This is a genomic window from Sphingobacterium sp. UBA7625 (assembly GCF_002484085.1).
In the GTDB taxonomy this organism is placed as follows: Bacteria; Bacteroidota; Bacteroidia; order Sphingobacteriales; family Sphingobacteriaceae; genus Sphingobacterium; species Sphingobacterium athyrii.
Genome location: NZ_DLJD01000004.1, coordinates 1 through 22,881, shown reverse-complemented (window position 1 = coordinate 22,881; position 22,881 = coordinate 1). Strand labels below are relative to the sequence as shown.

The 22,881-nt window shown below is 37.4% G+C and carries 25 protein-coding genes; 20 read left to right on the top strand and 5 right to left on the bottom strand.

The window, feature by feature from the left end:
- Positions 1–6: 6 nt before the first annotated feature.
- From B4G94_RS01885 to B4G94_RS01865, 5 genes are all read right to left on the bottom strand, one after another.
- Entirely contained in the window at positions 7–918 is a 912-nt protein-coding gene (locus B4G94_RS01885) for a hypothetical protein (RefSeq protein WP_286856789.1), read from the bottom strand.
- A 127-nt stretch (positions 919–1,045) separates the two neighbouring features.
- On the bottom strand, positions 1,046–2,674 hold the full coding sequence (locus B4G94_RS01880; protein WP_286856787.1) for an ABC transporter ATP-binding protein: 1,629 nt from the start codon (positions 2,672–2,674) through the stop codon (positions 1,046–1,048).
- A 21-nt stretch (positions 2,675–2,695) separates the two neighbouring features.
- On the bottom strand, positions 2,696–2,965 hold the full coding sequence (locus B4G94_RS01875; RefSeq protein WP_286856785.1) for a PqqD family protein: 270 nt from the start codon (positions 2,963–2,965) through the stop codon (positions 2,696–2,698).
- A 130-nt stretch (positions 2,966–3,095) separates the two neighbouring features.
- Positions 3,096–3,566 carry a S24 family peptidase gene (locus tag B4G94_RS01870; RefSeq protein ID WP_286856783.1) on the bottom strand — a complete coding sequence of 157 codons (471 nt, stop codon included), beginning with the start codon at positions 3,564–3,566 and terminating at the stop codon, positions 3,096–3,098.
- A gap of 3 nt (positions 3,567–3,569) precedes the next feature.
- Positions 3,570–4,484, bottom strand: a complete 915-nt coding sequence (locus B4G94_RS01865) for a DUF5106 domain-containing protein (protein ID WP_286856781.1) — start codon at positions 4,482–4,484, stop codon at positions 3,570–3,572.
- Positions 4,485–4,647: 163 nt separating this feature from the next.
- Here B4G94_RS01865 and B4G94_RS01860 point away from each other — a divergent pair, with 163 nt between their 5' ends.
- The 20 genes from B4G94_RS01860 to B4G94_RS01765 all read left to right on the top strand — a co-directional run bounded on the left by B4G94_RS01860 (position 4,648) and on the right by B4G94_RS01765 (position 22,758).
- On the top strand, positions 4,648–5,169 hold the full coding sequence (locus B4G94_RS01860; RefSeq protein ID WP_286856780.1) for a 3'-5' exonuclease: 522 nt from the start codon (positions 4,648–4,650) through the stop codon (positions 5,167–5,169).
- A 108-nt stretch (positions 5,170–5,277) separates the two neighbouring features.
- Entirely contained in the window at positions 5,278–5,757 is a 480-nt protein-coding gene (locus tag B4G94_RS01855) for an adenylyltransferase/cytidyltransferase family protein (RefSeq protein ID WP_286856778.1), read from the top strand.
- A 13-nt stretch (positions 5,758–5,770) separates the two neighbouring features.
- Positions 5,771–6,193, top strand: coding sequence for an adenylyltransferase/cytidyltransferase family protein (locus B4G94_RS01850; RefSeq protein WP_108635291.1), 423 nt, complete (start codon positions 5,771–5,773; stop codon positions 6,191–6,193).
- Positions 6,194–6,197: 4 nt separating this feature from the next.
- Positions 6,198–7,196, top strand: a complete 999-nt coding sequence (locus tag B4G94_RS01845) for a mannose-1-phosphate guanylyltransferase (RefSeq protein WP_108635290.1) — start codon at positions 6,198–6,200, stop codon at positions 7,194–7,196.
- Positions 7,197–7,460: 264 nt separating this feature from the next.
- The gene (locus tag B4G94_RS01840; protein WP_286856777.1) at positions 7,461–7,934 is read left to right on the top strand and encodes a hypothetical protein; all 474 of its coding nucleotides are present in this window, start codon (positions 7,461–7,463) and stop codon (positions 7,932–7,934) included.
- Positions 7,935–8,173: 239 nt separating this feature from the next.
- Entirely contained in the window at positions 8,174–8,698 is a 525-nt protein-coding gene (locus tag B4G94_RS01835; RefSeq protein WP_286856776.1) for an ArsR family transcriptional regulator, read from the top strand.
- A 45-nt stretch (positions 8,699–8,743) separates the two neighbouring features.
- On the top strand, positions 8,744–10,126 hold the full coding sequence (locus B4G94_RS01830) for a nucleotide sugar dehydrogenase (RefSeq protein ID WP_286856774.1): 1,383 nt from the start codon (positions 8,744–8,746) through the stop codon (positions 10,124–10,126).
- Positions 10,127–10,159: 33 nt separating this feature from the next.
- Complete coding sequence (locus B4G94_RS01825; RefSeq protein ID WP_286856772.1) at positions 10,160–11,155, top strand: mannose-1-phosphate guanylyltransferase; 996 nt, start codon at positions 10,160–10,162, stop codon at positions 11,153–11,155.
- Positions 11,156–11,171: 16 nt separating this feature from the next.
- Positions 11,172–12,131 (top strand): GDP-L-fucose synthase family protein, encoded by a 960-nt coding sequence (locus tag B4G94_RS01820; protein WP_286856771.1) that lies wholly within the window; start codon positions 11,172–11,174, stop codon positions 12,129–12,131.
- Positions 12,132–12,186: 55 nt separating this feature from the next.
- Positions 12,187–13,257 (top strand): GDP-mannose 4,6-dehydratase, encoded by a 1,071-nt coding sequence (gene gmd, locus B4G94_RS01815; protein WP_286856769.1) that lies wholly within the window; start codon positions 12,187–12,189, stop codon positions 13,255–13,257.
- Positions 13,258–13,277: 20 nt separating this feature from the next.
- Positions 13,278–14,732 (top strand): lipopolysaccharide biosynthesis protein, encoded by a 1,455-nt coding sequence (locus B4G94_RS01810; protein WP_286856767.1) that lies wholly within the window; start codon positions 13,278–13,280, stop codon positions 14,730–14,732.
- Positions 14,729–15,844, top strand: coding sequence for a glycosyltransferase family 4 protein (locus B4G94_RS01805; RefSeq protein ID WP_286856765.1), 1,116 nt, complete (start codon positions 14,729–14,731; stop codon positions 15,842–15,844). The genes B4G94_RS01810 and B4G94_RS01805 overlap by 4 nt, the downstream gene beginning before the upstream one ends.
- Before the next feature lie 8 nt (positions 15,845–15,852).
- A complete protein-coding gene (locus B4G94_RS01800) occupies positions 15,853–17,088 on the top strand; it encodes an O-antigen ligase family protein (protein WP_286856763.1) in 1,236 nt (411 codons plus the stop codon).
- Positions 17,085–17,963 carry a hypothetical protein gene (locus tag B4G94_RS01795; protein ID WP_286856761.1) on the top strand — a complete coding sequence of 293 codons (879 nt, stop codon included), beginning with the start codon at positions 17,085–17,087 and terminating at the stop codon, positions 17,961–17,963. Before B4G94_RS01800 ends, B4G94_RS01795 begins: the two co-directional genes overlap by 4 nt.
- 2 nt (positions 17,964–17,965) lie before the next feature.
- Positions 17,966–19,081 carry a glycosyltransferase family 4 protein gene (locus tag B4G94_RS01790; RefSeq protein WP_286856760.1) on the top strand — a complete coding sequence of 372 codons (1,116 nt, stop codon included), beginning with the start codon at positions 17,966–17,968 and terminating at the stop codon, positions 19,079–19,081.
- Entirely contained in the window at positions 19,059–19,613 is a 555-nt protein-coding gene (locus B4G94_RS01785; protein WP_286856758.1) for an acyltransferase, read from the top strand. Before B4G94_RS01790 ends, B4G94_RS01785 begins: the two co-directional genes overlap by 23 nt.
- A gap of 8 nt (positions 19,614–19,621) precedes the next feature.
- Entirely contained in the window at positions 19,622–20,182 is a 561-nt protein-coding gene (locus B4G94_RS01780; protein WP_286856756.1) for a putative colanic acid biosynthesis acetyltransferase, read from the top strand.
- Positions 20,175–21,083, top strand: a complete 909-nt coding sequence (locus B4G94_RS01775) for a glycosyltransferase family 2 protein (protein WP_286856754.1) — start codon at positions 20,175–20,177, stop codon at positions 21,081–21,083. The genes B4G94_RS01780 and B4G94_RS01775 overlap by 8 nt, the downstream gene beginning before the upstream one ends.
- 10 nt (positions 21,084–21,093) lie before the next feature.
- Positions 21,094–21,840 (top strand): glycosyltransferase family 2 protein, encoded by a 747-nt coding sequence (locus B4G94_RS01770; RefSeq protein ID WP_286856753.1) that lies wholly within the window; start codon positions 21,094–21,096, stop codon positions 21,838–21,840.
- Between the two features lie 18 nt (positions 21,841–21,858).
- On the top strand, positions 21,859–22,758 hold the full coding sequence (locus B4G94_RS01765; protein ID WP_286856752.1) for an NAD-dependent epimerase/dehydratase family protein: 900 nt from the start codon (positions 21,859–21,861) through the stop codon (positions 22,756–22,758).
- Positions 22,759–22,881: the final 123 nt, after the last annotated feature.

The window sequence follows — 22,881 nt, the reverse complement described above, 5'->3', positions numbered from 1 at the left end:
TACGAATTAATTACGGTCAAATATGAAGGAATGACACAGCTGGGCAGCAGCAGCGTCGGGTAAGCACTGTAAATAACCTACCGGTATTTCAGCTACAATTTTTTCGAGAATTGTATTCATACCTGAAAAAAGATCTTTGTTCCATCGGATTGCTGTACAGCTCGGGAGCACCGCAATAAAGCCCTTGATTCCGGGCTGCCATGTAAACGTATTGGCCGGAGCCTGTTCCAGCCGTACGAATGCTTTTAATGGCTGCCGTTCATTCTTATAACAGGGGGTTTTGCCGCTCCAGGGAGTTCCATAGATAAAAATCCCATCTTCTGTTATGCGGATGGCCGGATTGTCGTCATTCAGCAATGCCGTATTGGGGATATGTGTCAGCCAAAGCCGGCTGTGTGTGCTTTTTCCGGTCCCGCTTTTACCTAAAAAGGCGATTCCATTACGTTCGTGATTGACCACAGAAGCGTGAATCATTATCGTATCATAGAGGAGGCTGGCCTGGCCAAATATCATCATGGCCATCCAGGTGATCACGGCACTCTGTTCATCCGCCGAGCTCTCAGGGACATAGATCGTCGATTCTTCAAAGTTACGGTTACTGTACTGGTACCATGTGCCATTGCCCTTCTCATTTACAATGGTAGTAATAAAGGTATCACCCTTTTCATAAAAACGGAACCGGTCGCCCCAGGCGATGGAGTCATCTGTACGTAATGTCCCCATATCGGCTGTTACCGGAGCCTTGTCCAAACTGATATTGATGACAATTTCAGCTTTATACGTACCTACCCAGTGAAAACCCTGGAAGGAGCGAAGGAGTTGATATAAGGGAAATTCCTTGGGATGGTTAAATTCCAGCAATAATTCCGCAATATGGTAGCGGGTTTGAGCGAACTCGGGTGATTTGGTGATATCCATGATTCAGTTCATCTTTTGATTAATTACTTCATGAGCTTGCAAGCTCGCTTTGTTTTAATCCATTGATATTAGTTGAAATATTCAGATTCTTTCTATTGATGTTTATATGTTGCCATCTTGATCTTCCTCAATCGAGATAGATGCGATGCGGACATTTATCCGCCAGATTCAAGTCGTGCGTTACAAATAGACATATTTTATGTTTTCCATATTCCAGCAGACGATGCGTTAGCGTATCCGAAGTTGTACGGTCCAGCGCTGAGGTAACTTCATCAAAGAGCCAGATATCACCGTCATGCATCAAGGCACGCGCAATGGCGATACGTTGGGCTTGTCCCTCCGATAAGCCCATTCCTGATTCGCCCACTAAGGTATCCACACCATCCGGAAAATCATATACAAATTCTGCACAGGCCAGCCAAAGCGCTTTATCAATATCCAGTGGGCTATCCTCTTTTACATGAAGCATAAGGTTTTCCCGTATCGTTCCGCTGAAAAGCGAATTACCCTGCGGAATATAGGCAAAATTGATACGGTGTTTTGCTTCCAGGGATCTTTCACCGTCTTTGTCAACCACTGTGATGTCACCTGTTTCAGCTTTTAGCAGCGATAGCAACAGACGGATCAGGGTTGTTTTTCCTTTTCCGCTCGGGCCGATAATTGCCGTTGGCTCACCCACTTTTAGCGAGAGGTTTAGCTGCTGCAACACCCACTTATCCTCATAGCGAAAGGACAGGTCCGTGATACGCAGCTCTTCTGTCCCATTTAATCGCTGCTGCTCTACCTGAGGTTCAATCTCCCCCTCCTGCAATTCCAGGAGGCGGTCTGCGGATACACGAAAGCGGACGAAGCCGGGGATATAGCCGATCAAGGCAAGAATCGGGCTCTGAATGCGCGCCACCAGTTGCAAAAAAGCCGTCATTGTTCCGAAAGTGATCTGCCCCGATTGTAGCCGATAGACCCCCCAGATAAAGGCGACCAAATAACCCGCATTCATGGCTACCTTCATCGCCCCCTGCGTATACGTCGAAAAATTGATCTGACGCATTTTCAGCATAAAAAGCTGTTGTTGGCTTGCCGTCAATTTCGACCGTCTTTTTGGGAAAATGCCCATGGCACGGATCAGCAGGCGGAAGCGCAGATTTTCCTGGAGGACCTTTGAAAAATTACTTTCCTCCTCTTTGACCTCCTTGCTGAGTTTGCGCATTTTACGGAAGTAGATCTTTGAAAAGACAAAGAGGGGGGAGATGGCCAGGATCATCAGGGCCAGCATGGGGTCCATATACCATAAGAATCCTACAGAAGCCAGTAGTTGGATAATCGTCAATACAAAAGAAAGTACGGTACTGGCGATGGTGTTGGCCACTTCTTCACAGTCTGTCTGAATCCGGATCTGGATATCACCTGTATGCCAGTTTTTGATCAAGCGCCATACCGATAACATCTGCGCATCGAGCATATGACGCTGCAACTGGAGTGTCAGCATCAATTTGATCCGTTCCAGCAGACGGCCCGAATAGCCTTTAATAGCCACATTGAGCGTAATACTGCCTATAATGCCGATCAACAGCCATTTGAGCGGCAATTCCCCCGGGGAGGTGGCCACATCAACCGCTTTTTTGGACAGGTATACAAAAACAAGGGAGAGACCGATGCATATCAGCTCCAATACAAAGTAAAGAAGCAATCTGCCACGATAGCCCTCGCTGATGGACCATGCCCAGCGTGCATGTTGTTTCAGGCTGTTGTTGTTCATCCGGATTGAATAATGGAAAGGTTATTTTTCCAATAGCCCTTGTTTCTCAAAATCCTGAAGTAAGACTTCCGTATCGGATTGTGCCTGCTCAACATCGACTTCGTAGTTTTGGCAAAGTAATTCAACGACGGTAGATTGGTCAAACTCTTTTCCCTTTAATTCCTCCCAAAGCCAGGCCGCTGTACTATTTAAAGTGTACACGGTCGACAAGTCGACCATATCCTGGCTAGGGTCTACAATTAAATGATCTGAACCAATTGTTCTCAATACTAAATCCGATCTCAATTTCATATATAAATTATCTGTTTTTAATGGTCATATCCTTTTTTCGGATGTATATTCTTGGAAAAAGGATATGTTGGGGCAAAATAGAATAAATAAAACCAAAGTTAATAATTATTTTTCATCAGCATAATTTGTTTTACTGCTGTGCCATGCGATTCAATTTTGCCACAACCCGTCGAAGCAGACGGATATGGTACCAGGCGAGGCCGCGGAATCTTGCCCGAATGTGGTTTAAATTAATTTCCTTCGCTGAATTTTGCGGAAAATGAACCAAAGCGACAGCAATAATATCTGTCGGATCTATATACTCCCGTAGCACGAGATTGCCGTCCCCGGCCAGGACGATCTGTCCATTTTTCTTCCCCACATAGCGGTGAAAAACATACTTTCCCTCATGTCTGGCCAATAGGTTACTGCCTGGCTGCAAGGCCCCGCCCCGGTAAGCCTGTAGCAAGATACTATCGCCATCCTGAATAAAAGGGCGCATGCTGCCCCCTTTGATACGGATCCTGACCTCCTTCCCTTCATCCAGCATACGTTGTACTTCGCTAAAATAAAGCGCATTGGAAATGATACGTGTCTTATTGTCCTCCGAATGTTCGGTCATATCCTATTGATTGGGTTGAACAAAATATTGAATCACCGGTTGCAGGTAAGTGTCTTTCAACAGCACTTTCTTGTTTTCATCCAAAAGATAGATGGTTGGTGAAGCTTTGAGGTCATATAGGTTGAACGATAAGATCTTGCTCTCGCTGTCAAAACCGTTGATCCATTTTTCGGAAATTTCGGGCATATAATTCTTCCATGTGTTGCGGTCGCCCCAAGGGTCAATTGCCAGCACCTGCACCTGTCGCTGTTCAAACAGCTGGACCAATTCTGGCGTATCGCGGAGCTGATGGATGGTTTCTTTGCAATGCGAACACTCAGGGTCGTAAAAGATCAGAAAGGTATATTTCGCTTTTGTCTGTGATAGTTTCTTTTTTTTGCCATTGGCCAGCTCGTAATTGAAGTCCTCTGCAGGCTGTCCTACTTTATTGCGCAGTATCAATTTGTAGATCGGACGATAGGCCTCTTTTTCCAGATCCGACAGCAGATCCGTTTTGATCAGGTAACGTAGCACCGACTCATAGACAATGTCATTCCGCATAGGCGAATTGCCGTCATAAAGATAGCGTTCGTATAGTTTAATGAAATGGTCAAAACTCGGCCTATTGGATTTGGCTTTGTCCAGCATCAGGTCTACCGCTTTATCCCGCATGGTCGAATCAGGTGTTTTAGACAACAGATCGATAAAATTAGCCAGTTGTTGCTCGCCGATGTCCGGATTCTTCACCTGCGTTGTATCGTTCATGTCAAATTTGTCCCAGAAATGGAGCAGACTGCTGTCAGCAGTACTTGTTATACTTGCCTTTTGCGGCGTTGTTTCGTTACTTTCTTTTTTTGAATTGTTATTTCCGTTGCAGGCCCACAGCAGGCTTATGATCAGGCCTATCGGTAACCAAAAACCAAGAGTTGAACTTTTCATTCCTTACGTTTAATTATTATGCTTTTCAAACATAGTCAAAACCTATTTCATTTTCAAGTGCATGGTAAACTATATGTGAATTACAGACGGCTATACAAATTCTCAATAATTGATATCTAAATACTATTTGTTAACTTTACCGCAAGTTTATAGAGGAGTGAACATGCAGTCAGGATTAAGTTTTACCGCAATAGATTTCGAAACCGCTACGGCCAACCAGAATTCAGCCTGTGCCATTGGCCTTGTGGTGGTTGAGCAGGGTATTATCGTTGATGAGTTTTATTCACTGATCCGGCCTCCTCAAAACCAATACATGTGGCAGACAACGCGTGTTCATGGGATCAGACCGCGGGATACAGCCGATGCACCCACGTTTAAAGAATTGTTTCCTCGAATCCTTCCCTTGATTAATAACCGGATTATGGTTGCGCACAATGAGCTGTTTGACCGCGGGGTTTTGCGTAAGACCATGAATTACTATAACCTGCCTTACGATAGTTTGGGGTTAATGGAGAAGTGGGAATGTACCTTCAGGATCTACCAGGGAAAAGGCTTTAAGCCTGCCCGTTTAAATGCCTGTTGTGAGGTGTTGGGAATTGAACTGAATCACCACGAGGCACTTTCGGATGCACGGGCTTGCGCCAATCTATACCTTAGGCATGCCGATGTCCCTTCTTTGGCATGATTTTTTCGTTAAATCTTCCTGCACAGAAAGCAGCATCATATTTTAATTTTTATCTTTGGTATAGGTGTACTGCCGTTTTATTATAAATTTTTAATATTCAATTTGACTATGATTACTATTCCAGCCAAAGGCATGCGTATCGGGATTACATTCAGTGCGTTTGATCTCTTGCACGCAGGGCATATCAAAATGCTTGAAGATGCTAAACGCCAATGCGACTTCTTGATCTGTGGTTTACAGACTGACCCGACTTTGGATCGGCCGGAAAAAAACAAACCGGCACAGACTGTTGTGGAGCGTTACATCCAGCTTAAGGGCTGCAAATATGTGGATCAGATTGTTCCTTATGCAACTGAACAGGATCTGGAGGATGTGCTGCGCTCTTTTAATATTGATGTCCGCATTGTCGGTGACGAGTATCGGGAGAAAAACTTCACCGGTAGAGCCTATTGTGAGGAAAAGGGAATCGAGCTTTATTTTAATAGCCGCGATCATCGATTCTCGAGTTCAGGCTTGCGCAAGATTGTGGCAAATGCCAATTTAGAAGAGCAATCCATATTAAAATCAGATCTTTCATCAACAATTTAAAGCATATAACGACATGAAAATAGGAATTACTTTTGGTGTATTTGATTTATTGCACGCAGGCCATATTATGATGTTGGAAGAGGCTAAACGCCACTGCGATTATTTAATCGTTGGCCTCAATACCGATCCTTCGGAGGTGTCTCCGGAAAAGGCTAAACCAACGCAGACCATTGTCGAGCGTTATATCCAATTGGAAGGATGCCGCTATGTGGACGAGATTATCCCTTACGAGACGGAGCAAGATCTGATTGATATGATCAAAGCGTTGCCGATCAATATGCGTATTATCGGTGAGGAATACCGCGATAAAGACTTTTCTGGCCGCCTATATTGTGTCGAAGAAAATATTGAGATTTATTACAACAAGCGTACACATCGTTTTTCAAGTACCGGTTTGCGTAAGGTCGTTGCAGATAAGGAAGCGGAGAAAAAATAATATTATGAGTACAGTTATCCATGTGGTATTAACGGGAGGAGTAGGAAGTCGGCTTTGGCCGCTTTCGCGTAAGAGTTATCCCAAACAGTATCTTTCCTTATTCAAAGAAGGATCTCTGTTTGAGATGACCATTAAGCGCAATCAGTCCTTATGTGGTCAGGTCATTGTCGTGGGCAACCGTGACAATCATGGGCTGAGCCGTGAGGTGATGGAAAATAATAAGGTAGACTACATTGATATTGTCGAAGCTACACCACGTAATACCGCCGCGGCAATTGCTTTTGCAGCCTTTGCGGCTCAGCCTGATGATATTCTGATTGTTACACCCTCGGATCATGTGATTGTGGGCGATGATGCTTACGCAAAGGCTATTCAGTCCGGAATTGAAAAAGCAAACAAAGGTTATATTGTGACCTTCGGCATCCAGCCGACTCGCCCGGAAACGGGCTACGGTTATATCGAATATAAAGATGATAAGGTTCTTTCTTTCCGGGAAAAGCCCAATCAGGATACTGCAGAGGATTTTATTGAACGGGGCAATTTTCTGTGGAATTCGGGGATGTTCTGTTTTCGTGCAGATACTTTCCTGAGCGAATTACAGAATTTCGAACCCAAAGTGTATGCAACGGCTTTTAATGCCTGGCAGCATCGTCAGGATGGAGAACTTGATTTAACTTTGTCAAAAGAGATACCATCCATTTCCATTGATTACGCCGTAATGGAGCGTTCAAAAAAAATTCGCGTAGTTGCGACGAGTTTTCAATGGTCAGATCTTGGGTCTTTTGAGTCCATGTACGATTATCTAAAACAGACAGGGCATCCTGTGGATGAAAATGGCAATATGGTCATAGGTACGGATGTCTATACTGCCTTTGTTGGTTTGCGCGATAGTATACTTGTTCACACCAAAGACGCTATCTTGGTGCTGCAAAAAGAGAAATCGCAGGACGTCAAAAAAATATATAATACATTAGAACGCCATCAGTCCAAGCTGATTGACTAGATTAACGAAAGAGCCGGATCATATTATGAACGGCTCTTTTGCTTCGGAATTGTACTATCTATTAAAACCTATCCCCCTAAGGCGCTTTGTTAACAAAAAGTTAATCTGTATAGCTAGCTGTTTGCGAGTGAATTCTTAAATGTCCCCTATTTGTCCCAGGTCGATTTAATGTTGAATTAATAGTAATATCAGATATTTGGTTTTGTTTAATAGCGCCTTTGTGTGCGACACTTAAGTCATTTAATTTTAACCAACATATTTGATATGATGATCATAGCCGTATTTATTGTTTTATTTTTAGGAGGATACCTTTTCTGGAAGAAAAGACAACAGGAACAAAGATTTAATAGACTTGTCGGAATGACTGTGAGCTATATGTTTCAGGAACGACCGGGACAATATAGTGGGGATAGAAATGTCCGAGGGGGGGTATTTGTATTTAAAGCCAAACGGAATGATGAAAAACTAAAAAATATCGTTATCCGAAAGGTGAAGCCATTACATGCCGCTCTAGATGTTAATTTGGAGCAGATTTTGGTTATCCCGTTCGATCGGGAGGATCATACCAAATCGGATGTATCGGTTCGATTTAAGGTAAATCGACGGACAGCAAAGATTGAAAACTTAACCGGTGGACGTGTTAGTATTTCCGGTGTGCTCAATTTTGAACACAATAGACCAGAGTCATTTACAGCAACATTACCTATTTCCGATCTTTATCAAAAGGCCGAGGTTTGATCTGTTTAAGATAACTCTTGATTTTATATTTTCATTTTTCAGGCATTTCGTTTAGGAGCGCTTGTATTTGAATGTTTAATAGAATGTTCCACGTGAATTTCTTTCAAATCAAGCTATTGTTCAGTTATTTGAAAGCTCATCTTGTAAAAAGCTAACCGTTATGTATTAACTAACAATTTTTTAATTTGCATCAATCAATTTAGATGAGTACTTTTGTTACTCAATCTAATACTGTACCAATGCTGGATTCATTGATTACATCCAAAACCAGACTTAAGCTGCTGATCAAATTTTTTGTTTCGGCAAGCAATCGTGGCTATTTACGTGGATTAGCTGATGAATTTAAAGAGTCAACCAATTCCATTCGTAAAGAGCTTAATCAATTGACCGATGCGGGTTATCTCATTCGTGAAGATAATGAACATAAGATTTATTATCGTGCAAATATTAAACATTCACTCTTTACATCTTTACAAGGGCTGATTCATAATTTTCTTGGGATTGATGCGTTCGTGGATAAGGTGTTGGAGCGTACAGGGGATGTTGAAGAGGTAGCATTATTAGGAGACTATGCGCAAGGTATTGATTCTGGGCATATTGAGGTTTTAGTGAAAGGAAAAGAGCTTAATTCAGAATATTTGAAGGGGGCTTCTATCAAAGCTGGCACAATACTTGGTAAGAAGGTGACCGTATATACAGAGGAGCCTAATATCGTACGTGGAATGATCGTATTGTATAAAAAAAAGGAATCTGAAATAGCGTAAAATAACAATAAATCAAAGTATAAAATTAATTTGAGCATATCAAGAATGAAAGAAATTAAGAGAATAACCTGTATTGGTGCGGGTTATGTAGGTGGTCCTACCATGTCAGTCATTGCACAGAAAAATCCTAATGTTATTGTTACTGTTGTCGACCTGAATCAGGCACGCATTGATGCTTGGAATGATGCAGATTTAAATAAATTGCCCGTTTATGAGCCAGGTTTGGATGCTGTTGTTGCTGATGCGCGCGGGCGTAATCTTTTCTTTTCTACTGATGTGGAGAAAGCAATAGATGAAGCTGATATGATCTTTATTTCGGTTAATACACCTACCAAAACCTATGGAAAAGGTAAAGGGCAAGCGGCTGATTTGAAATATATCGAGTTGTGTGCGCGCCAAATTGCTGCTGTTGCTAAGTCGGATAAGATTGTTGTGGAGAAGTCTACTTTACCCGTTCGTACCGCTGCTGCTTTAAAGAGTATTTTAGACAATACCGGCAATGGCGTCAATTTTCATATTTTATCTAATCCAGAATTTTTAGCTGAGGGTACCGCAGTTACAGATCTGCACAACCCTGACCGCGTATTGATCGGTGGAGAAGATGCAGAGGCGATCGAAGCTTTGGTACAGGTTTATGAAGCATGGGTGCCTCGTGAGCGTATTTTAACAACGAATTTGTGGTCTTCTGAGTTATCCAAGCTGGTTGCCAATGCATTTTTGGCGCAACGTGTTTCTTCTATCAATGCCATTTCGGAATTATGTGAAGTGACAGGAGCTAATGTGGATGAAGTATCTCGCGCGATAGGTCACGATAGTCGTATTGGTCCTAAGTTTTTGAAGGCTTCCGTTGGTTTCGGGGGATCTTGTTTCCAAAAAGATATTTTGAATTTGGTCTATATTGCACGTTCCTATGGCTTGACAGCTGTAGCGGATTATTGGGAGCAGGTCATTATTTTGAATGATCATCAAAAAGCACGTTTTGCGGAGAATATTATCCAGACCATGTATAATACAGTCAATGGGAAAAAGATAGCTTTCCTAGGCTGGGCATTTAAAAAAGATACCAATGACACCCGTGAATCTGCGGCTATTTATGTAGCAGATCACCTTTTGGAAGAAGAAGCTCATATCGTAGTTTATGATCCAAAAGTACCTGCTGAGCAGGTATACAAAGATCTGGATTATTTAGGTACGCGTTCGCCAGAAGATAACCGCCGTTTGGTAACGGTTGTTAACGATCCTTATGAAGCCCTTCATGGTGCCCATGCTGTGGCGGTATTGACCGAATGGGATGAATTTAAAGGCTATGACTGGGTTCGTATTAAAGAAGATATGAAAAAACCGGCATTTGTTTTTGATGGTCGCAAATTATTGGATCGTGCGCAGTTAAACGGGTTGGGATTCGATTATTATGCTATTGGTGAATAATATTGTTAAATAACTATTAAGCGGATTATAGTAATGAACATTGTACACGTTCTTTTGTCGGGAGGTATAGGCAGCCGTTTATGGCCGCTTTCCCGCAAGCATAGCCCCAAGCAATATTTGGGTTTATTTGAAGGGAGATCGCTGTTTGAGATGACTGTCCAACGCAACCAACAAGTAGCTGAACGAGTCATTGTGGTCGGGAACAAAGATAATACGCACTTGAGCCACAAAGCAATGGTTTCTTGTGGGTTGCCCTATAAAAACATTGTCGAAGCTACACCCCGTAATACCGCGGCTGCAATCGCTTTTGCCGCTTTTAGCGTCAATCCCGAGGATATTCTTATCGTAACGCCTTCTGATCATATGATTGCTGGAGACGAAGCGTATCGAAAAGCCATGGAAGAGGGGGTGGAAAAGGCAAAGGAAGGTTTTATTGTCACCTTTGGTATTCGTCCTACTCGTCCTGAGACAGGTTATGGCTATATTGAATTTGATGGTGATGAGGTAAAGTCATTTCGAGAAAAACCCAACCAGGATACGGCCGAAGATTTTATTGAAAAAGGCAATTTCCTTTGGAATTCTGGTATGTTTTGTTTTCAGGCTTCCGTTTTTCTGGAAGAGCTGAAAAAATATGAGCCAATAGTGTATGAAAAGGCTTTAGTGGTATGGGAGGCTTCAAAAGAAGGATTCTTAGATCAAGAGTTATCTTTAGCTATTCCTTCTATATCTGTTGATTATGCTGTGATGGAGCGTTCGAAAAAAATTAGAGTCGTACCAACGAGTTTTGACTGGTCTGATTTAGGATCCTTTGAGTCATTGTATGACTATTTTATCAATAGTGGCTATCCCAAAGATGATCAAGGTAATATTGTGATAGGTACAGATATTTTCACTGGATTTGTGGGGCTTAAGAGGGCAATATTTGTACATACCAAAGACGCCTTTTTGATTATACAGAAAGAAAGGTCTCAGGATGTGAAAAAAATCTATAATATGCTTGAGAAACATCAATCTAAATTATTGGATTAATCGTAAGAATTTTTTAATGGAAAAAAATACAAAAATATATATTGCTGGTCACCGCGGAATGGTAGGGGCTGCAATATGGAGAATATTGGAGTCTAAAGGATATACTAATTTGATAGGTAGAACTAGTGGTGAACTGAACTTAAGGAATCAAACTGCTGTTCAGGATTTTTTTCAACAAGAGTCACCTGAAGTTGTTATTGATGCTGCTGCTCGTGTGGGGGGGATTTTGGCCAATAATGACTTCCCGTATCAATTTTTAATGGAAAATATGCAGATCCAAAATAATCTGATCGATAGTGCGTTAAAAAGTGACGTTGATAAATTCATTTTTTTGGGATCCTCTTGTATTTATCCAAAGTTTGCACCTCAGCCTTTAAAAGAGGATTATCTGTTGACAGATAGTCTCGAACCCACCAATGAATGGTATGCGATCGCGAAAATCACAGGTGTCAAAACATGCCAGGCCATTCGCAAACAATTCGGAAAAGATTATGTGAGTTTGATGCCGACCAACTTATATGGTACACATGATAATTTCGACCTCAAATCCTCCCATGTGCTGCCAGCAATGATCCGTAAGTTTCATGAAGCAAAGTTAAATGGAAATCAATCCGTTACCTTATGGGGGTCTGGTACGCCGATGCGTGAATTTTTATTTGTGGATGATATGGCCGCCTCAGTGGTCTTTGCCTTAGAAAATAAATTGCCAGAGCATCTTTATAATGTTGGTACAGGTGAGGACCTGACCATTCAGGAGCTTGCTGAGTTGATTCAACAAGTCGTCGGGCATACCGGAGAGATTGTCTGGGATAAATCTAAACCAGATGGCACGCCGCGCAAATTGATGGATATATCCAAAATGCATGAGCTTGGCTGGAAACATCAAGTTGAATTGAAAGAAGGAATTGAGCGTACCTATGCTTGGTTTTTGGAAAATGAGGGTCAATATAAAGAAGTAAAATTACAAAATTATTAACCGTATTGTATAGAGGATTTTTATACAATATTGAATTAGTATACGATATTAAAATATGAAAACAGCATTAATCACAGGGATTACAGGTCAGGATGGTTCTTATTTGGCCGAATTACTATTGGAAAAAGGTTATATGGTGCATGGTATTAAAAGAAGAGCTTCCTCTTTTAATACACAACGAATCGATCATTTATACCAGGACCAACATGAGTCTAATGTCAATTTCAAATTGCATTATGGTGATTTGACAGACTCTACCAATATTATCCGTATTATCCAAGAGGTTCAACCGGACGAGATCTATAATCTAGGAGCGATGTCTCATGTCAAGGTTTCCTTTGATTCTCCAGAGTATGTAGCTAACGTTGATGGTATTGGTACATTACGCATATTAGAGGCTGTGAGGATTTTAGGATTAGAGAAAAAGACTCGAATCTATCAGGCATCTACCTCTGAACTATATGGCGGATTAGAGGAAAATAAAAATGAGAAGGGATTCTATGATGAAAACTCCCCCTTCTACCCACGCTCACCCTATGGCGTAGCAAAAATTTATGGTTTTTGGATTACAAAGAACTATAGAGAAGCTTATGATCTTTTCGCATGTAATGGAGTTCTTTTTAATCACGAGTCTCCACGTCGTGGCGAAACCTTTGTGACACGTAAAATCACCATGGCAACAGCTGCTATTGCCTTAGGTAAACAAGATTGTTTGTATTTGGGTAATTTGAATGCATTACGCGATTGGGGGCATGCCAAGGATTACGTTGAGGCTATGTGGCGCATCCTACAACAAGATGTAGCAGAAGATTATGTGATTGCAACAGGTGTTACTACTTCTGTTCGTGATTTTGTTCGTTTGGCATTTGCGGAAGTAGGGGTGGAATTGGATTTTGAAGGATCAGAAGAATGTGAAATTGCGAAAGTCAGGTCATGTACTAACCCTGATTACCAGCTTGAAATAGGTAAGGTTATTGTCAGGGTGGATCCTCAATATTATCGTCCTACTGAAGTAGATTTATTAATTGGCGATCCGACTAAATCGAAGACTAAGTTAGGTTGGGTACCGAAATATGATTTGGCTGCATTGGTCAAAGAGATGGTTCGTTCAGATTTAGATTTATAAAGAATTAAGTTAATATTCTTATGTCTTTAAGATCTAACACTGCCTCTGGTTTATTTTGGACTATTATTCATATGTTTGGTAGCCAAGGGGTTAGTTTTTTTGTTCAACTTGTTTTAGCACGTTTACTTCTGCCAGAAGCATTTGGTATGTTCGCATTGTTACAAGTATTTATTGCAATAGGTGTTAACATTGCTGATTCAGGTATGAATTCATCATTAATTCGCACCCAAGATCTTGATGAAGAAGATTATTCAAGTGTTTTTTGGTTATGCTTAAGTAGTTCAGTGTTTATTTATTTAGTGATATTTTTCTTAGCTCCTCCGATTGCTAAATTTTATAATTTAAATGAACTCACTCCTGTTTTGAGAGTTTATTGTTTAACATTTATTGTTAATGCTTTTGCTAGTGTCCAAGTAACGAGATTGATCAAAGCTATGAAATTTAAAGAACAGTTGATAATTCAATTGCCGTCTATGTTAGTTTCAGCTATTATTTCGATAGCAATGGCTAAAATGGGGGCTGGAATATGGGCAATTGTTTTTTATAACCTCTTTCAAAATATTATTGTAACAGTTCAATATTGGCTTAAATCAGATTGGAAACCTAAATTTATGTTTAATAAAAGAAAATTATTAGGACATTTTAGATTTGGATATAAACTCACTTTAGATAATATATTAAATGCCGTTTTCGATAACATTTATAGTATAATTATTGGTAAGTTTTTTTCCACTAGAATTTTAGGCTTTTACAGTAGAGCAGAGCTGTTTCAATTATTTCCAAGTAAAAATATAGCAACCGCAGTTGAAAAGGTAACTTATCCAACATTTGTTGCAATTCAAGATGATAACGAAAGATTGAGAAATTATTATAAGGAAATTTTTAGATTGGTTGTATTTTGCTTGACACCAATAATGGTATTAATTTCTACGATAGCTGTTCCTTTTTTTAGATTTGTATTGACTGAAAAGTGGGTTCATATGGCTCCATATTTTCAATCATTAACTTTGGTTGGGATTTTACATCCGTATATGAGGTATAATATCAATATACTTAAAGTTAAAGGAAGATCTGATTTGGTTCTAAAGCTCAATGCAATTCGAAAAGGACTAACAGTAATATGTATTGTTTGCTCAATCCCTCTTGGTTTAAAAGGAATAATTTTGTCACAAAATATAGTTGCCATTTCTGCGGTTTTTTTAAGTGGAATGTACTCTTCCAAAATGATAAACTATTCTTTAAAACATCAATTTAGTGATACTTTTATGGTTTATTTAACTAGTGCTTTGATGGCTTTAGTCGTTTTTTTGTTTAATAGTACATTTGTGGGAATACCCGATTGGGTGAGAATTTTGTTAAGTATTATTTTAGGTGGTGGAATTTATTTATTTGTTATGAAGAAAATAAATTATTCCTCTATTTTGCTGTTAGATGGTTATGCAAAACAATTTTTAAGTAGAAAAAATAAGATATGAAAATATTAAAAATTGTAAATAGTAGTGATTCTGGAGGTGTTTTTACATGTGAAGTTCAATATTTAAAGCAGTTAAAAGAACGGGGAGTTCAGGTTGATTTGATTATTATTGGTTCTGGAGATAAACTCGAAATTTATAAAAACTCTTGCCATAAATATTATTGTCTTCCAAATATGGATGTAATATTTGATGGATCTATTTGGAATAGAATCAAGTCGATAATTTCAACATATAAATATTCGAAATTTCAGTATGCTTCAATTATTGAACATTTAAGTAGCCAATATGATGCTATAATCTATAGACGTGAAAATTTCATGTTTTTAGCAGGACTCATTGGTATTAGGTTGAAAATCTCATGCTTTTGGCATATGGCTAACAGTGTCGGAAGTCCTTTATCTAAATGGATATACCATTTCTTATGTATGATGTTTAGAATTATTCCTATAGCTAATAGTGAATACACAAAATGCTCCATAGGCCGAATATGTAAGTTTGTTGTCTACCCAGGGTATGATTATGAAAGAATAAGTGGAGGAGAATCTGTATACAGGAGTGGGGTCAAAAATGAGAAAGGAGCAGTGATATTTGGTATGTTAAGTAGGATCGATAAGGATAAAGCAATAGATATAGTAATTGAGGCATTTGTTAATTCTGCTGGGAATAATGATAATGTATTTTTGTTAATTGCAGGTGGACCTTTAGAGTCCGAATTTGCAAATAAAATTAAGTTAATGGTTGCGGAACGTGATAATGTACGTTTGATTGGCCCGATTTCTGATGTAAACAATTTTTATGATAGTATTGATGTTATGATTAATGGAAGGACAAATCCTGAACCGTTTGGCATAACTATAGCGGAATCTTTAGCAGTGGGGAAACCGGTAATTGCATATTATAAAGGAGGGCCAGAGGAAATGATTGTTGATGGTCAAAATGGTTGGTTGGTCAAAGAACCCACTAGTGAACATTATGGAGTTGCTATAAAAAGAGCTTATAAAGAGAGGGGAAATTTTCTTTGTAATAGGGATAAAATGAGCGAAGATGCAAAAAAATTTTCTGTAGAAGTGAATGTTGAAAAGCTTATAAAAATCATTTTTGAGTCGAATTAAATACATCAATGGGTACTACTTTTAATAGAATATCTATGATTGAGGATAAATGGAATATAGATACATTGTATTTACTTTTTATTCTATTTGTGTCACCTCTTTTAATATCAATTTTTTCAGTTTTAGGTCTCCCAAGTCAGATTATATCATATGCGAATACGTTTTTGACTTTATTTTTTGCTGTTATAGTAATTTATATTAGATCCACCGATCAGAGTAGAGTTGTTGGAATATTTAAGGAAAATTTTACACTTATTGTGTTTTTTTTCGTTTATATATTCCATATGATATATGATTTATATGTGATTAATGTTAAAACGGATACTTTTAGTGATAAATCTTCTTATTTATTGTATACTTTTTTTATTACATTAGTGCCTTCCATAGGAATTATTTTTTCAGAAAAGATTAATTTCAAGCAATTATTAAAGACTGGATTTTTATTACTGTTTATGACCTTATGTTTTGCATTATGGTTTAATTTAAGGGAATCTAACAATTTGGCAAATGAACTTCGGAGTAGAAGCGACAATGTGATGGGACCGTTAACATTAGGTCACTATGGAGTCAGTTTCGCAATAATATCTATGCTCCTAATAATACAAAAAAGCAATTTAAAGTCAAAGATATTGTATGTTTTTTGTTTATTATTTGGTCTTTTTGCTATGTATATGGCTGCAAGCCGTAGTCCTTTGGTGGCTCTTTTTGTATGTTTATCGTTAATATTTTTCATCCAAAAAGGAATTGGTAAGGGAGGTGTGGTTTTGGCTATGATTATTTTACCATTTTTATTTTTCGGCAATAGTATTATTTCTTCTCTAACATCTTTTAATAGTAGTTTTGTACAAAGAATATTATTATCTCTAGATAAAGGTGATTCATCTGGAAGGGATATTATTTATAAGCAAGGAATGGATCAATTTTTTGAAAATCCACTGTTTGGAGGCTCCTTTCTAATAAATCAGGGTACATACGAAGGATATTATCCACATAATATGATACTTGAAGCTCTCATGACTACAGGCCTCATTGGATCATTTTTCTTTTTCAAATGGTTAGTTCGAGTTCTAAAGTCGTCTTTTTTTATCATAAAAATTTATCCAAATTATTCTTGGATCGCTGTTCTTTTTATACAGTATTGTGTATTTGGTTTAAGCTCAAAATCCTTTTATACAAATTATTTATTTTGGTACTATGCATTTTTGACGATGAATTTTTTTTACAATCCAAAAGAAGATATATGAAATTTTTGATAGTTTTTATTATTACATATTGCATTTCGAATAGTAGCTATTTACTTGCACAGGATTTCTCTGTTTATTATTTATCAAGTAGATATAGTGAAAAAGAGAAGCGAATTTTGGAATCAAATAATTTATATCGGAAATATTATCTTGTTGGAGAATGGATTCTTACTCCTAAAAGAAATGGGGAATTAGATATTAATAATATTACTAAATGGATAGAGGACACTTTCCCTAAGCTTAATGACGAGTCTTTTGTGGTTATTGATATTGAAGGAACAGTTATGGAAAATCTTAGAGACGGAATTGATGGGGATTTGAAGTTTGAGAAAGCTAAGGATGTTTATATTCAGGCTATTAGAGCTATTAGAAAACTTAGGCCCAATTTAAATATTGGGATTTATGGGTTACCTTCAAGAGTGTATTATAAAAATCTTTTTAAGGGGGATGATACAAAATTATTGCCAATATTACGCCTTTGTGATTTCGTATCTCCGGCTCCATATATTATTTTCCCTGATCATGAACGAGGGGCTCAGGCAAATGATAACTATATAAAATTTAATGTTCAGAGGGCTATTAAACTAGCGAATTTGACAAAGAAAGAAGTGATACCTTTTGTTTGGCCAGTTGTTCATACTATTAATAAACGTTATAAAGGTCAATTAATTGAGCCGTCAATAATGAAGAGATATTTAAATGTTATTAAAAATGTAAAAGTCGATGGAAAGCAATGTTCTGGCGTGTTTTGGTGGGAAAGCCCAGCTACAGATCAATTTAATACAAAGGTTCTGAGTAAGTCGAGGATTAACGTAGGTAAAGGGAAGACTATCGAAAATTTGCTTATAGAATCTACGAAGAATTTATTTAAATAAATATGGCTTTTAATAATAAAATTTGTTTGATATATAATTTTGCCCAACATTATCGCTATGGTATTTTTAAATTATTAAATGACGATCTGAATGTGGATTTTTATTTTGGAGATAAAATGGATGATGTGAAGAAAATAGATTATAATTTATTATCAAATTTCCAATATGAACTTACTAACATTCGAATTTTTAAGAAGTTTTACTGGCAAAGTGGAGCTGTCAAGGTTTTCTTTAAAAAATATAATCATTATATTATTTTAGGTGATTATTATGCCTTGTCAACATGGGTTATATTGCTACTTTCTGCCATATCTAATAAACGAATTTACCTTTGGACACATGGTTGGTATGGTAAAGAAAACTTTTTCTTTCGACTCATCAAGAAAATTTTCTATAGATTAGGTAATAGTAATATATTTCTTTATGGTAATTATGCTAAGAATCTTATGGTTAAAGAAGGTTTCAATCCAAAGTTTCTTCATGTTATTTACAATTCTTTGGATTATAATAAACAACTTCAAATAAGAAGTGAAATTAAAATTGGGAAGCTATATGAAAATATTTTTTGCAATAATTTTCCTACTCTAATTTTTATAGGAAGGTTGACAAAAGTAAAGAAGCTGAATCTTGTATTGGATGCGATTAAATTGCTAAATGAAAAAAAAGTAGAGGTTAATTTTTTATTAATAGGTGAGGGTGAAGAACGGTTCTTTTTAGAAGAAAAAGTACATCAATTCAATCTTGATGGGAAGGTAAAGTTTACAGGAGCTATATATGATGAAAAGTTAATTGCCGGATACATCTCGCATGCCGATGTTTGCGTATCTCCTGGAAATGTTGGGTTAACGGCTATGCATTCTTTAGTTTTTGGTACTCCCGTAATATCTAATGACAATTTTCCTTATCAAATGCCTGAATTTGAAGCTATTGAAGAAGGCTTGACTGGAAGCTTTTTTAAAGATGGAGATATTCTGGATTTGGCTAATAAGCTTAATTTGTGGATTGAGCGTGAAGATAGAGAAGTTGTTAGGCAAAATTGTTACAAAAGAATAGATAGTTTTTTTAATCCTAATTACCAGTTTAAAATTATTAAAAATGTTATTAAGGCAAACAGTTAGAAAATTTTTTAGAGAATTTAAAATGTTTTATTATAGAAGGAGATTTAATCTGAAGTTTGTTCATAAAACATTTTATATGGGAGGTACTTCTCGTGTATATTCTGATTTAGTGGCTGGAGCTTATTCTTATGTGGGCCCGAACTGCATAATTTATCCGATGGTTGAAATAGGAAATTTTACAATGCTAGCAAATAATGTCTCAATTATAGGAGGAGATCACCGTTATGACGTGCCTGGTGTCCCAATAGTGTTCTCTGGTAGAGGTACTTTAAATAAAACTACTATAGGAAAAGACGTTTGGATTGGTGCGTTTGTTAAAATAAAAGCGGGTGTTACAATAGGTGATGGGGCAATAGTGGCTTTAGGCTCTGTTGTTACCAAAGATATACCACCTTTTACGATATTTGGGGGAGTTCCAGCAAAGTTTTTGAGAAATAGATTTTTAGATGATGAAGAATTAATAAGGCATAAGAGGATGATAAATGATGAAAACTTGTTGAAGAACTTTTCTTTTCGAGATTTGTGTAAATAAATATTATAATGAAAGAGTTGAAAGTAAATGTTTCGAGTTATAGAAGCGAGATAAATTCTAAGCAACGTTGGTTACGAATAATTTGGGTTGTTATCTGGCAGGTATTTGCACGACCTTTGCCGCGCACGTTTTTGAATGGCTGGAAAATTTTCCTTTTAAGGTTATTTGGAGCTAGTGTTCACAATACGGCAGTTATTTATTCTTCTGTAAAAATTTATATGCCTTGGAATCTTGAAATGGCAGAGTTCTCATGTCTTGGGCCAGAAGTAGATTGTTATAATGTAGCTAAAATTACTATCGGAAAACATAGTACAGTTTCCCAGAAATCCTATCTATGTACAGCTTCTCATAATATTAATGTTAGCAATATGCCTTTAATTCATAGTGATATAAAAATTTGTGACCAATCGTGGATTGGCGCAGACGTCTTTATTGGCATGGGAGTGACAGTTGGGGAGGGAGCAGTAGTTGGCGCCAGATCTTCTGTTTTTAAGGATGTTATTGAGTGGACGGTTGTTGGCGGTAATCCCGCGAAATTTTTAAAAAATAGAATTCTAAATAATGCCTAGTTTAACAGTTATTGTTTTAACATATAACGAGCATCTTCATATAGAAAGATGTTTAAAATCATTGCAGGCAATTAATGCAGATGTTTTTGTAATAGATTCTTTTTCAAGTGATAATACTAGGGATATCGCTTTTAAATATGGCGCTTCTTTCTTTCAAAATCCGTGGTCAAATCATGCCAATCAAATTAATTGGGCGTTGGATAATTGTTCTATAAAAACGGATTGGGTGATGCGTGTAGACGCTGATGAGTATTTATCTACTGAGCTTATTAATTCGATAAATAATGATCTTAAATATGTCGCTGAGAATGTTAGTGGGATTCGTATAAAAAGATTAATGTACTTTATGGGAAAGCCCTTGAAGTATGGTGGTATGTATCCGATTTGGCACTTAAAAATTTGGAAAAATGGGAAGGCAAGATGTGAACAACGTTGGATGGACGAAAGAATGATTATATCTGAAGGTGTCACAGTTGAATTAAATGGCGATTTAATTGACAATAATTTGAATAACCTAACTTGGTGGACTGCAAAACATAATGGGTATGCTACACGTGAAGCAATTGATATATTAGATAAGATTTATGGCTTTACAGGTGTTTTGGAACAAAATGCAAACCTATTTGGAAATTCGGAACAAAGAAGACGGTGGATCAAACTAAAGTATTTAAAAATGCCTCTTTTTATTAGGCCGTTTTTATTTTTTGTAATTAGATATTTTCTTCAATTAGGCTTTTTGGAGGGTAAAAGAGGGTTCATTTGGAGTGTTTTACAATGTTTTTGGTATAGATTTCTTGTTGATGCAAAAGTTAATGAAGCGTTGAAAGCCGGACACCTAAAGGAGGACTTAGTTATATTCTTTAAAAAAGAATATAATATTGATGTTTGTAATCTCGGATAATTTTAAAACAATGAAAATCTCTATTTTAACAGTTTGTTGGAACGCATCTAATACTATTGAAGCTACAATAAAATCAGTACAAGCACAAGATTATGCTAATATTGAATATATTATTGTCGATGGTAAATCCAAAGACGGAACTGTAGATATATTAAAAAAATATTCTGATGTTATAACGAAATGGATTTCGGAACCTGATAAAGGGCTTTATGATGCCATGAACAAGGGGATCCAAATGGCCACAGGAGAATATATTGGTATTGTAAATGCCGATGATACACTTGCTGATCCAATGGTGATTTCTAGAATTGCTAAATTTTTATATACTAATAAAGTGAATGCTAGTATAGGCGATATTGTTCAGCATAATGAGGAAGGGAAGATTGTTCGTCATTATTCAGCAAAAAACTGGACACCTGATAAGTTAGAGATTGGTTTTATGCCAGCGCACCCCGCTATCTTTTTTAAAAAAGAACTGTTTGATAAATTTGGTTATTATGCGCTAGACTTTAAAATTGGTGCAGATTACGAATTAATAACCCGATTCTTTTTAAAGAATAGAATTACCTGGGCTTATACTGGAATTACTACTCATAGAATGCTTGTTGGTGGAGTAAGTTCGTCGGGCTGGAAAAGCTATAATAAAGTATCGGAAGAAATTATGAAGGCACTCGATATGAATAAAGTTGCTTATAGTCCTTTGCGAATAAAATCTCGCGCTATTTGGAAGGTATTTGGATTTTTAAAAAGAAAATAGTTTAGTTTTTGTTCAATTATGGATATCATTATTACTGGTGTATCAGGTTTTGTAGGACAGAATCTCGTAAAATATTTAGAGAAAAACGCTAAGACTATTAAGGGGCTTTCTTTAAGAAATGAAAACTGGTTAAACCATTTAAATCTAGAGGCTGATGCAATTATTCATTTGGCAGGTAAAGCTCATGATACAAATAATACCTCTAAAGATGATGAATATTATAAAGTGAATAGAGATCTTACTATTGAGCTGTATGATGTTTTTTTAAATACCCAAATTAAAGATTTTTTTTATTTTTCTTCAGTCAAAGCTGTAGCCGATACAGTTGATGGTGTGCTAGGAGAAGAGGTAGAAGGAAGGCCTTTTACGCCATATGGGAAATCCAAATTACAAGCGGAACAATATCTATTAAGTAAGCCATTACCCGAAGGGAAACGTTTATTTATTATCCGTCCTTGTATGATTCATGGCCCTGGGAATAAAGGAAATCTAAATCTTTTGTATAAAGTGGTCGAAAAGGGAATTCCATGGCCGTTAGCTTCTTTTCACAATGAAAGGTCGTTTTTAAGTATTGATAATCTATCATTTCTCATAAAGGCAATGATAGAAAGTCAAGATATACCTTCAGGGGTGTATAATTTTGCAGATGATGATGCATTGTCTACTAATGATCTGGTCACATTAATTTCTCAAACATTGGGAAAGAAACCCAAGTTATTGCGCATACCCTCGTCTCTGATAAAGACAACCGTTAAAATTGGAGATATACTCCCATTACCTCTTAATTCTGAACGGCTGAAAAAATTAACAGAATCCTATGTTGTATCTAATAGTAAGGTAAAAAAGGCTCTAGGGATTCAATCGCTACCCACAAGTACGAAAGAGGGCTTGATCAAGACAATTCTTTCATTCAAATAAGTGCATACCATTTAATTCATTGTCATCGACAAAATGGGAAATTTAGATAAAGACATACAAAAGAAAATCGACGAATGGTTGACCTCAAGTTATGATGTGGGAACAAGAGGTGCGGTTCAGAAG